Source organism: Myroides marinus (assembly GCF_900109075.1).
Classification (GTDB): Bacteria; Bacteroidota; Bacteroidia; order Flavobacteriales; family Flavobacteriaceae; genus Flavobacterium; species Flavobacterium marinum_A.
In genome coordinates, this window is the sequence record NZ_FNYS01000038.1 from 1 (window position 1) to 12,018 (window position 12,018).

The following is a 12,018-nucleotide window of genomic DNA, read 5'->3' on the forward strand; positions in this document are numbered from 1 at the left end:
CTCTCAAAAAAGATGGAGTAATCTAAGTGATTACTTACACAATGGAAACTTGCAGATAGACAATAATCTTGTTGAAAATGTAATCAGACCTGTAGCAATTGGTCGTAAAAACTATCTCTTTGCCGGTTCTCATGATGCAGCACAAAGAGCAGCTATGGCCTATACGTTTTTTGCTAACTGCAAAAAGCATGACATTAATCCATATAAATGGCTAAAGTATGTTCTTGAAAATATTCAATCCATCAACCACAAGAATATCGCTGACTTATATCCTCATAATTACAAGAAACTTATCCTGGATAATGTAGAAGAATAATTAGATATCACAAGATGTACTTGCTCAGGTGCATACTCTACGCGTGCATACCTCTAGTAGGTAGACATCAGCTTCAGGACCTTTCTCACGTTGATAGTAAATCTGTACATAAGGTTTGCTCTTCGGGTCTGAGTCCTGCTCCAGTTCATAGTGAAAGTACTCATATTGGTTCTCACCATCAGCACCTTTACCTAAATAGTTATGTATAGTGATACGTGGTGCGTGACCTGCTGCTTTATCTTCTAGTCTAAACTGCCATTGCTGTCCGCAATAGAACACAGTAGAATCTTCAGACTCATAGTATCTCTTGCCTAATCGCTGTACGATAGGACGCTTCATGATCTCGTTAAAGTTGATAGCTGTGACTATCTTCTGTTTTTTATTATAGATACCAATCATGTCGCTGTATTCTCTCAATAGCTTTTGCCATTCGATAGTAAGCGATTCGGCAATACTGGTATTCACCATAGGTTGCCAAGTACTTCTTTGTTCAGATGGGTATTTATAGAAGGTCTGTACAATGTAGTCTTTGGAGAATGGAAGAAGAGATTTCTTTTTCTCAATAGTGACTAATATTGCATATAAATCTTTATACTGAAAAAAGACAGATATATTATATGACTTTAAGACAAGGAAAGCTGATCCGTGTTAATGGGGTTATTTTTTATAATCAGCAAATATATCTTGAGTATCAGTGTTATTTCCTTTAAGAGGTGTTTTACTAAAAATAAATCCTTTCTTAGGGTATGCATCACTTTTGTAGATTTTAATAAGAGTGTACCCAAACTTATAAAAATAATTAATGATGCCGATCTCAGAGTAGAAATACATAGGTTTATCATTGTTCTCATTTAGGATATACTCTTTAGAGGGAAAGCTCTTTTTGGTTTGCTGTCCATAGTCAATGTAGATTGTAGTCTTACTAGGCGAGTTTCCTAAGTAATCTGCTGTAACGTCGATAAACTCAGCGTCAATGTCTGTTAATTGGACAGAACCTATTCTTTGTGCATAATTTGCGGTTGCAATCAATAAACTCGCTAATAATACTAAATGTCTCATAAAATCAAAAGTATTTATTATAATGGTATCTTCCTATCATTTTATAGATAAAGTAGATCATATCTTGTAGTGTGAGATGAGGTAGTCTTTATGTATAGTATGAAGAAACAATTTATATAAAAGTAAAAACGGTTAATAACATCCTCTGTGTTATTAACCGTTTTTATTTATAGATATGTTCAGTTTTTCAAAATCACAAAAAAGCAAAACAACAAAATCACATAACTAACCTATCTCTGTCCGAGTATACCTCTTAGATAGTTATTACCCTTATCGATGGCCTCTCGTAGTTTTATTTCTTCTTCTGTTAAGATCACTTCCTCTTTTATCCATACACGTTCGATGTACTTCTGTAGATAGATGAAGTAGTTGATTGCTTTAAGCATATTTCTACGCGTGCATACCTCTAGTAGGTAGACATCAGCTTCAGGACCTTTCTCACGTTGATAGTAGATCTGTACATAAGGTTTGCTCTTCGGGTCTGAGTCTTGCTCCAGTTCATAGTGAAAGTACTCGTATTGGTTCTCTCCATCAGCACCTTTACCTAAATAGTTATGTATAGTGATACGCGGTGCGTGACCTGCTGCTTTATCTTCTAGTCTAAACTGCCATTGCTGTCCGCAATAGAACACAGTAGAATCTTCAGACTCATAGTATCTCTTGCCTAATCGCTGTACGATAGGACGCTTCATGATCTCGTTAAAGTTGATAGCTGTGACTATCTTCTGTTTTTTATTATAGATACCAATCATGTCGCTGTATTCTCTCAATAGCTTTTGCCATTCGATAGTAAGCGATTCGGCAATACTGGTATTCACCATAGGTTGCCAAGTACTTCCTTGTTCTGACGGGTATTTATAGAAGGTCTGTACGGTGTAGTCTTTAGAGAACGGAAGAATAGACTTCTTCTTCTCAATAGTTACTAACATCGCATATAAGTCTTCGTACTGAAAGTATACAGTAGTACTATACGGATCACCATTAAAGAATGAGATACGCTTATACATAGGTCCTTCAGTGTACTCTATATTGATTTCTTCCTTGTCAGGGATATGATTCTGATTAAAGATAGTTCCTCCTGCTAGTTTCATCACATTGTCTAGTGTGATGTCCTTATTCGGGAATGCGTATGGGTAGGCCTCATCTGCATAGGCAGGGTTAGGAGTATCTAGTAAGATAGATTGGTTCTGAGCTAATGCTCTTAGGATATCAGCAGTCTTAAGCCAATCTTGCCAAGAGTATATCGTATCGTCTAGGTCTTCTCTAGTGTATAGGTACTCAGGCTTGATCAGGTGAAATAGAACCGTAGGATCTGCTACGTCACGTTCTAAATCGTGATTAAGGACGAAGTCTACTTCGATATTCTCTCTCATACTGAAGCGGTAGTCATCTACGCCATAGTCTGTATTAATAAATAGACGACTGCGGATAGTGCCTTCGACTACTAGATTACCGTGGTCGTGCTCTCCCCAGAATACTTCTGCTACATCTAGGTCTCCTTTGACATATATCTCTTGTCCTCCTACGACGATGTTATTCGTCTTTAGGTTACCTAGTACGACTAGTCCAGTAGAGCCGTCTACGTGTTCATTGTAAATTTGGGGTACAGTCAGGTTGCCATTCACGAGTATAAATGGAATAATCTCTGATGGGTGTTCTTCATTGACTACTTCGTCTAAATCTAGTGGAGCATCCCAGTATTGATGCCCTTCACAGTATAGCACAGGTAGTTCAGGTATATCTTGTTTATACCAACAATTATTTGGTAGTAAATGCTTTATCTCCGAAAATGGGATAAACTTCATATTGGGTAAATTAGTATTGTTTTTATTAGAGTAAATGTATGTAAAATTAAGGGTTAAAACGAATGATTTTTTGCGTTAGGTGCGAAGAATATTAGCTTTTTTGATAAAGTGAAGATTTATAAATAATGCAATGTGAGGAATAATATGTTTGTTTTTTGAAAGATGAATAGACTGCTGTGTTTAATATAATTGCTTTCTGATTGGTTTTTTGTAAATATTAATCAATTATGTTTTGTTATAATTTATATTTAGGTTAATTAATTATTTTAAAATAATATATATTTGTTAAAAATATATATAAAGTGTTTTGTTGTTTGTCAAATTATAGCAATGGTAGATAGAATTGTGAATAATTAGGAATATAGCACTATATGGATTTATAAAAACACATTCATAAATGGCATTGAGTAGTTAGTTAAAAGTGCCTGTAAAAATAGTATTCGATAAGGATAAAAGACATTGTATTTAATAAGTGTAAGTGATAAGATAAATATTAAATACTTTTTATTACTTAATCGTAGTTAGAAGTCAAAAGTTAGTTCTTTTGGCTTTTTTCTTTTTTAGTAAGGTTTGAATTTAGTTAGTTTTTGTTCTATAAATGATAATATAGATTCGTTTTTAGTCGTTATATTGTTATCGCATTAATTAAACCTTAATCAATTATGGGATTATTTGATTTCTTTAGGAAGAAGGAAAAACCGCAAGAAAGTACTGTAGAAAGTAAATTATTACTCTCTATGCCTATGTTTAAAAATGGGGATAGGTATAGTATAGAACAAGTAATAGCTCATCTCAAAGAGCAATGGGGAATGAAGGTAGATGGAGATGACTATAGTGATGATACGGCTATACTGACGATAGAGAGTAGTATGGTGGCTATCGCGTATATGTCTGCTGCTATACCAAGAGAAGATATAGAGGCAACGGCTAAGTATACGTATAGCTGGCCTACGGCTATGGAGGATCTAGAGGGAATGTCTGGTCATGTGATCGTGAGTGTGATGGTGAGTGATAAGAGTACGTATGACCGCTATATGCTAATGTCTAAGGTGCTGTATAGTATCCTGGCAACTTCTAATGCTGTAGGGGTATATCAAGGTGGGCAGACGCTACTGATCTCTAGGGAAGAGTATCTTAGTTATGAAGATAGATTAATGGAGAATGATACACCACTGACGTTATGGGTGTATATCGGTATCAGAGCTGGACATGAGGACACTACCTTATACACGTATGGGATGGAGGAGTTTGGTTTTAAGGAGCTAGAGATTATACAGACAAAGATGGCTACTGGTGATGCATTCAGCTTTTTGTGTAATGTGTGCTGTTATGTCTTAGAGAATAATGTGACATTTAGAGATGGAGAGACTTTTGGTTATACGGAGGAGCAAAGGATTAGTATCACACTGTCTAAAGGGGTTAACCTTAATGGAGAAACATTAAAGCTAGGGCTGTAATATCTTTTACAATACGAATTAAAAGCAATTTATTATGAGGTATAAGCTTATCATTTTAGGGACTTTTCTTATCAGTATGATGGGATGGAGTCAACTTAGAGAGTCTGGATATAAACCAATATTTAATGTTGGATATAGCCAGGGAACTCATAGTATGGTGCAACTAGGGATGGAGTATGATGTAATCACTACTGAGGAGAAATGGTTATTTATAGGGGGTGGGGTGATGGCTACGCCTTATTATAAAGAATGGCACTGGCTTCCTTATGTGGATGTTACGAAAGGTAATGGCCTTGGGTTTTATGGGCTTAAAGTTACTACTAAGCATATACAACCTCAAGTAGGTGTTTCGTTACTTAACTTTATAGATATCGGCATTGGTTATGCGTTCCCGTTTAACGAGGATAAGGTTCCTGTGATAAAGGGATTTAATGTTGGTCTTAAAGTACGTATTAGTGGTAATGATAAAGTCTATCCTAGGTTAAAGATTGGATTTTAAAGTATAGAAGCGAGATTTGGTTTAAATCTCGCTTTTTTTGTGTGTATAGTGTCCTACTATCTGCGACCATAAGTGACCAAAATTGGTCATATGTGGTCATAAAAGTCATGTTTTAAAAAATAGTTTTTGAATTGAAATAGTTTTGTATCAGAAGATTAAGCGAAAGGGTAGCTACCGAGCAAGGGTCTGAAAATGTAAAATTATAAACAAGTAAAAATTAGAAATCATGGCAGAAATTAAAAAAGGAATATTAGGTGGAGTACAAGGGAAAGTAGGTACTGTAGTAGGGGTGAACTGGAGAGGTAAAAACATCATTCGAAGTTTGCCTAAGAGAAGTGGTAAGGCTGCTACGGAAGGTCAGTTACTTCAACGTGCTAAGTTTAAGCTAGTGTCTCAGTTCTTAGCTCCTCTAAATCAGTTGACAGGTAAGTACTTCGGGGAGTATCAGGGTGCGAGGTCTCGTACTAATCTAGCGATGTCTTATCAATTACTGGAGACTGTAGTAGAGAAGGATGGTAATGTAGAGATAGACTACGCTAAAGTGGTAATCACAAAAGGGGTGTTACCTGCTCCTACAATTACGGATGCAAAGGTAGAGGGTGGTAAGCTGTCTGCTAACTGGAAGTCTGATGCTGGTATAGGATTGGCGAAAGAGGATGATAATATGATGTTTATCGTCTATAATAAGGATCACCGTCAGTTCTACGTGATAGATGCTCAAGTGCAGCGCAAGGCACAGTCGGTTAGTGCTAGTATCCCTGCAGAATGGGTTAAGAATAATGTGGTGTGGCTAGTGATAGTGGATGCTAAGAAAAAACTTAGTAGTACTAGTGCTTATGTGGGTGCGATATAGCAGTTAGATAGGTAATAATAGGAAAGAGCTTCAGTGTAGTGCTGAAGCTCTTTTTGTTATTATCCGTGTATGTGTTCTTTGTTTCCATAAGACTGGATAAGTTCTCCTTCGAACTCTAACCATTCTTTCCAACGCTTATCTACGTCTACCTTTTCAGTATATTTTTTTGCAAACTTTAGAAAGGTAGTATAGTGATTAGCTTCTGATACCATTAACTCATGGTAGAATTTAGCTAACTCTTGGTCTTTGATATTTAGAGATAGTGTTCTAAAACGTTCACAGCTTCTAGCTTCAATCATTGCAGCAAACAATAGTTTGTCAATAAAACATTCGTTACGACTACCGTCTTTCTTAGAGAATTTATATAGTTGCCCTACATAGTCATCCTTGCGTTCTCTACCTAATGTGTATCCGCGCTCCTTAATGATATTGTGTACCATCTGAAAGTGTTGCATCTCTTCAATAGCTATCTCTGTCATCGCAGTGACTAAGTCTTCGTGTTCAGAGTTGTATGTAATCAGTGTGATGGCATTAGTAGCAGCCTTCTGTTCACACCAGCAGTGATCAGTTAATATCTCTTCTAAGTTAGACTCAGCGATATTGGCCCAACGTGGGTCTGTTAATAGTTTTAGTCCAAGCATAATTCCTTTTCGTTTTATGCAAAAATAGCAATTATTAGAGAGATAAAAAATGTGGTTAGTATATGTAAATGCATATAATATGAACGAAATAGCTCTAATTATATGCTTTTGCATATAGTTTACTTTATTGAAGTTTTAATTTTTGTGTTTATAAAGGAGTTATTCCTGTGTTAAGCGTTATTTTTGTGATATTATGAAAGATAATTTATCAGGAAAGAAAATATTAATTATTGGGCCAGTTTGGCCTGAGTCTAAGTCGTCTGCTGCGGGTAAACGCATGCTACAACTGCTGCAATGTTTTAAAGATTGGGGTATGCAGATCTACTTCGGTAGTACTGCGAAGAAGGCCGAGCACAGTGATGATTTATCTCCTTATGGGGTGATAGAAGTAGAACTGTGGTTAAATGATGTGAGATCTGATAAGGCATTGGCAGAACTACAGCCTGATGTGGTGATGTATGACCGATTTATGATAGAAGAGCAGTTCGGGTGGAGAGTGACGGAGCAATGTCCTGATGCATTGACGATATTAGATACAGAAGATTTGCACTTCCTTAGGTATGTTCGCCAAGAGATGCTGAAAAAAGGAGGAACTGATCTAGAGGATTATTTATATACAGAACGCACGAAAAGGGAGTTGGCAAGTATATTGCGCTGTGACTTGACACTTGTGATATCTGATTATGAATATAGATTGCTGATTGATAAGTTTCATATTCATCCTAATGTATTGCTGCTCTTACCTTTTATGGAAAACGGTATTAGTGAAAAGGATGTGGATAGCTGGAAAAGCTTTGAGAGTAGAAAGGACTTTGTGTTTATAGGAAACTTTATTCACGAACCCAACTGGCAGACTGTGTTGAAGTTAAAGACTGTAATATGGCCTGTGCTGAGAAAAAAACTACCTCAGGTGAATATGCATATCTATGGGGGGTATCCTGCTCCTAAGGTGATGCAGTTAAACAATGAAAGAGAACACTTCTTAGTACACGGTAGGGCAGAGGATGCTCTAGAGGTAATTAGTAGTGCGAGAGTAATGCTTGCTCCTATTCCGTTCGGTGCTGGTATTAAAGGGAAGTTTATAGATGCGATGCATGTAGGTACTCCTTCTGTTTCTTCATCTGTGGGGGTAGAGTCTATGAAGGGAGACCTTGAATGGTGTGGCTTTATAGCTGATGAGGTGGAAGACTTCGTAAATAAGGCTGTTAAGCTATATACTGATGAAGCTGTATGGAAGGAAAAACAACAATATGGTATCGAGATAATGGCTAAGAACTATGATAGGAATCATTACGAACAGTTGTTTTTAGATAAGGTATTGGCTTTGTCTATGGATCTTGTTAGTACTCGTAGAATTAACTTTATGGGGGAGGTGCTAAAGCATCATACTGCTCAGAGTAGTAAGTTCTTCGGAATGTGGATACAGGAGAAGAATAAGGATAATTCTTAATTAAAGTCTATGCCTTCTTGTTGATAGCAGGAATTGTATTTTACCTATGTGTATTGAGTTTCGTGTGTTACCTTGACGATAGGGAAGGTAATGCAGAATATGAAAAAACGGTAGACTTTGAATCTATAACTCTTTTAACTTTTCATTGCCAATAGGTATAGTGTCCCATTAAATGATGCCATATAGGGTAATAATCGTCAGATTAATGCATAATAACCACATATTAGAAGAACATTTTTATAGAGAATTACTTTTGTAATGTATTTGATGACGATCAGATACCTTATGAGTTGCTCATAGGATGTTCTTTGAAATATTGTTTTAGTTTACATTATCGGTTCACAATTACCTCTGTGAACCGATAGGTAAGAGTCACTATAATGCTCTATTCGGTTCGAAAAGCATTAAAGTTACTTCATCTTTGCCAACAGGCTTGTTTTCTACTCCTTTTGGAACAATGATGCATTCGTTAGGGTGAAGAGTGACTACTTTATCTCTAAAGTGTAGTTCTAATATACCATCAACTACCATAAATAATTTGTCTTCATTATCATGTGAGTGCCATTCGAATTCACCTTGAAGTTTAATCAGATTGATGGTGTGATTGTTTATATTTCCTAAGTTTTTTAATTGCCAAAATTCTTTAAGATTCTCTGACTCTTGGGGTAGGCTTATTTTATTCATTTGTTGTTCTACTTTATCTCGTTATTTAGAATTAATCAAAGTTACTTATCTTTGAATACTGTTTTTGCAGTAATAAATATGTTTTATGCAGGAATATAGATGATGTAATGATTAAACAGAAAGGATATGAGGCAGAGTATAAATAGACAAAGAGTAGATGAATCTAGTAGAATGTTTAGCTACGAGTTTGATAGTATTATAACAGATGATAGTCTTACTCAGGAATACCGACAGATAAAAACGGATGAGTTAGATCTTCACTTTTACAAGAGTAATCGCACTAAGGAGAGAGAAACGTATGTGTATAGAGATTTGTCTTATATACAGATGCATTATGAGTTGTCTAACGGGTATACTGCTTATCAGTCAAAGCATGAATCTAAAGCTGCTGTTAGAACAGAAAGTGGTAAGTGTACTACGTTTTATTTGCCAGAGCTAGATGGGTATCTGTATGATCCTGTGTGTAAGAATGCGGTAAGCTTTGAAATAGAAATAACTGAAAAGTGGCTTAGAAGTAACTTAAGCGAAAGTTCTAAGAGTAGTTATGAGTTTTTAAAACGTATGTCTAATAAAGAAATAGCTGTTCTAGGTAAAGGTAGTTATTCTATTTCTCCCGAAATGAGACAGCTTATCTACGAGATTAATACTTGTCCTTATACAGGATTAGTTAGGCAGTTATATGTAGAGGGTAAGGTGATGTTGTTATTGGGTTTGCAATTACATCAAATAGAATGTGGTCTAAACTTCATTGATAAAGATGGGATGGCAAAAAGTGATCTAGATAGGTATTATTATTTAGGTGAGATATTGACAACTGAGTATAGTATGAAGCATTCTATAGAGGAGTTGTCTCTGCGAATAGGAATAAATAGAACTAAGTTACAATCTGGATTTAAGCAGTGTTTTGGGTTAACTATACACGAGTATCTTATCGAAGTTAGAATGAATGAAGCGTATAGATTACTTCGTGATGCTCCAAAGGGAAGTTATAGTGTTGTAGATATTGCTACACAAGTGGGGTATAAGCATTATAATCATTTCTCTTTTATGTTTAAGAAAAAGTTTGGGGTGCCTCCTAGTGCATTTATGTTGTTTGTTTAAATGTTTTATACTGCATCTTTATTGGGATTGGGGGTAATGTGATATAAATCTTGCTGTTAGTAAAAGATGTAAATGATTTGACTATAAGACATAAAAAAAGCGAGTAATTACTTACCCGCTTTAGTGTATAGTGAACGATGAATTATTTCATCATTTCAGTGTAGTGTTTGTAGAACAATGGAATAGTTTCAATACCTTTTAGGTAGTTAAATACTCCGAAGTGCTCGTTAGGAGAGTGGATTGCGTCAGTGTCTAATCCGAATCCCATCATTACTGATTTAGAACCTAGTTCTTCTTCAAATAATGCTACGATAGGAATACTTCCTCCTGAACGTACTGGAATAGGTGCTACTCCGAATGTATCTTCATACGCTTTAGCAGCAGCTTGGTATCCGATAGAGTCGATAGGAGTCACATATCCTTGTCCTCCGTGATGAGGTTTTACTTCTACACGTACTCCTTTAGGAGCGATGCTTTCGAAGTGTTTTTTGAATAATTCAGTGATTTCTTCCCACTCTTGGTTAGGTACTAAACGCATTGAGATTTTAGCGAAGGCTTTACTAGCAATAACTGTTTTAGCTCCTTCTCCTGTATAACCACCCCAGATACCATTAACGTCTAATGTAGGACGAATAGAGTTACGCTCATTAGTAGTATAACCTGCTTCTCCGTAAACATCTTCGATATCTAGTTTTTCTTTATAGTCTTCTAAAGAGAATGGACGTTTAGCCATTTCGTCTCTTTCTTCACGAGATAATTCTTCTACTTTGTCGTAGAATCCTGGTACTGTGATATGGTTGTTCTCATCGTGTAGAGAAGCAATCATTTTAGTTAACACATTGATAGGGTTAGCAACTGCACCTCCATATAATCCAGAGTGAAGATCTCTATTAGGTCCAGTTACTTCTACTTCAACGTAGCTAAGACCTCTTAATCCTGTAGTGATAGAAGGTTGCTCATTAGAGATCATACCTGTATCAGAGATAAGGATTACGTCATTCTTAAGTTTATCGTGATTTCTCTTAACGAACCATCCTAAGCTTACAGAACCGATTTCTTCTTCACCTTCAATCATAAACTTCACGTTACATGGTAATGCATTGTTAGCCACCATATATTCGAAAGCTTTAACGTGCATATACATCTGACCTTTGTCGTCACATGCTCCACGTGCAAAGATTGCTCCTTCTGGGTGTAAGTCTGTAGTTTTAATTACTGGTTCGAATGGAGGAGAAGTCCATAATTCGATAGGATCTGCTGGTTGAACATCGTAGTGTCCATACACTAATACCGTAGGTAATGCAGGATCAATGATTTTCTCACCATAAACGATAGGGTATCCAGGTGTTTCACATATTTCTACTATGTCACATCCAGCTACTTCTAAACTTTTTTTAACCGCTTCAGCAGTGTTGATTACATCTTGTGAGTACGCACTATCAGCACTGATAGATGGTTTTTTTAATAAGTCAATTAGCTCATCTAAAAGACGTTGCTTGTTTTCTTGAACAAACTGTTTTGAATCTTTCATAATATAAAAGGATACATTGATTTTGTTACCTACAAACTTAAGAATAAAAAAATATTATTTTTTTCTTGCAGATAAAAAAACCTGTTGTATATTTGCAACGTCTTAAAGGAACAGGATGTTCCACTGATTACGCGGGTATGGTGAAATTGGTAGACACGCCAGACTTAGGATCTGGTGCCGCAAGGTGTGAAGGTTCGAGTCCTTTTACCCGCACAAGTAAACCTCTTCAAATCGAAGAGGTTTTTTTATGGAATAAAGCGAAGTACTTTTACTAGCGATCCAGTAGATGTCTAAATAGTTATTTGATACCTAAACTTTTGTTGTATTATAATCTTCCACCAAGTATTAGGGTAGTATGAATCTTAGTATTTCTTTACTTTAGAGAGCAATAGTTTTAATACTGAAAGCTTATTATTGTTTCTTACACTTCATATATCATTTGAATAATTAATTAAAAATAAAATAGGCGGTGGGATTGTACTGATGTTATTTTAGTTTCAAAATAATGAATGTTATTATTGGAGTATCGGATCAGTTGCAAAAGTTGGGGACTAAGCAAAAAGTTTAGTTAATCTAAAAAGAAAAAACTTCTTATCTCTAACCCCTCTATACATCATACGGA

The 12,018-nt window shown here is 35.9% G+C and carries 12 protein-coding genes and 1 tRNA gene; 7 read left to right on the forward strand and 6 right to left on the reverse strand.

Going from position 1 to position 12,018, the window contains the following annotated elements; translation table 11 throughout:
* Nucleotides 1-316: IS66 family transposase (locus BMX53_RS18460; RefSeq protein ID WP_143061463.1), on the forward strand; the 316-nt coding region annotated here is incomplete at its 5' end.
* A 24-nt stretch (nt 317-340) separates the two neighbouring features.
* Here BMX53_RS18460 and BMX53_RS18465 read toward each other — a convergent pair.
* The 3 genes from BMX53_RS18465 to BMX53_RS18475 form a co-directional block, all read right to left on the reverse strand.
* Nucleotides 341-784 carry a hypothetical protein gene (locus BMX53_RS18465; RefSeq protein ID WP_244154550.1) on the reverse strand — a complete coding sequence of 148 codons (444 nt, stop codon included), beginning with the start codon at nt 782-784 and terminating at the stop codon, nt 341-343.
* Between the two features lie 189 nt (nt 785-973).
* Nucleotides 974-1,375, reverse strand: a complete 402-nt coding sequence (locus tag BMX53_RS18470) for a hypothetical protein (protein WP_074748392.1) — start codon at nt 1,373-1,375, stop codon at nt 974-976.
* Nucleotides 1,376-1,605: 230 nt separating this feature from the next.
* A complete protein-coding gene (locus BMX53_RS18475) occupies nt 1,606-3,180 on the reverse strand; it encodes a hypothetical protein (RefSeq protein WP_074748395.1) in 1,575 nt (524 codons plus the stop codon).
* A 662-nt stretch (nt 3,181-3,842) separates the two neighbouring features.
* Between BMX53_RS18475 and BMX53_RS18480 the strand changes: the two genes are divergently transcribed.
* From BMX53_RS18480 to BMX53_RS18490, 3 genes are all read left to right on the forward strand, one after another.
* Nucleotides 3,843-4,637: a DUF4261 domain-containing protein gene (locus BMX53_RS18480; protein WP_074748397.1), complete on the forward strand. Its 795-nt coding sequence runs from the start codon at nt 3,843-3,845 to the stop codon at nt 4,635-4,637.
* Between the two features lie 34 nt (nt 4,638-4,671).
* Entirely contained in the window at nt 4,672-5,136 is a 465-nt protein-coding gene (locus BMX53_RS18485) for a hypothetical protein (protein WP_074748400.1), read from the forward strand.
* Nucleotides 5,137-5,362: 226 nt separating this feature from the next.
* On the forward strand, nt 5,363-5,989 hold the full coding sequence (locus tag BMX53_RS18490) for a DUF6266 family protein (protein WP_038988079.1): 627 nt from the start codon (nt 5,363-5,365) through the stop codon (nt 5,987-5,989).
* A gap of 59 nt (nt 5,990-6,048) precedes the next feature.
* Here BMX53_RS18490 and miaE read toward each other — a convergent pair whose 3' ends face one another.
* A complete protein-coding gene (miaE, locus tag BMX53_RS18495; RefSeq protein WP_038988078.1) occupies nt 6,049-6,630 on the reverse strand; it encodes a MiaE family protein in 582 nt (193 codons plus the stop codon).
* Nucleotides 6,631-6,823: 193 nt separating this feature from the next.
* On the opposite strand from miaE, the gene BMX53_RS18500 reads away from it, so the two are divergent.
* A complete protein-coding gene (locus BMX53_RS18500) occupies nt 6,824-8,080 on the forward strand; it encodes a glycosyltransferase (RefSeq protein ID WP_074748406.1) in 1,257 nt (418 codons plus the stop codon).
* 375 nt (nt 8,081-8,455) lie between these two features.
* On the opposite strand, the gene BMX53_RS18505 is transcribed toward BMX53_RS18500, so the two are convergent.
* Nucleotides 8,456-8,764: a cupin domain-containing protein gene (locus BMX53_RS18505; protein ID WP_038988076.1), complete on the reverse strand. Its 309-nt coding sequence runs from the start codon at nt 8,762-8,764 to the stop codon at nt 8,456-8,458.
* A 126-nt stretch (nt 8,765-8,890) separates the two neighbouring features.
* Here BMX53_RS18505 and BMX53_RS18510 point away from each other — a divergent pair, with 126 nt between their 5' ends.
* Nucleotides 8,891-9,865, forward strand: coding sequence for a helix-turn-helix domain-containing protein (locus BMX53_RS18510; RefSeq protein ID WP_083394444.1), 975 nt, complete (start codon nt 8,891-8,893; stop codon nt 9,863-9,865).
* 142 nt (nt 9,866-10,007) lie between these two features.
* Here the strand turns inward: BMX53_RS18510 and BMX53_RS18515 are convergent, their stop codons facing one another.
* Nucleotides 10,008-11,396 (reverse strand): dipeptidase, encoded by a 1,389-nt coding sequence (locus tag BMX53_RS18515; protein WP_038988075.1) that lies wholly within the window; start codon nt 11,394-11,396, stop codon nt 10,008-10,010.
* A gap of 131 nt (nt 11,397-11,527) precedes the next feature.
* On the opposite strand from BMX53_RS18515, the gene BMX53_RS18520 reads away from it, so the two are divergent.
* Nucleotides 11,528-11,609 (forward strand) — tRNA-Leu (locus BMX53_RS18520).
* Nucleotides 11,610-12,018: the final 409 nt, after the last annotated feature.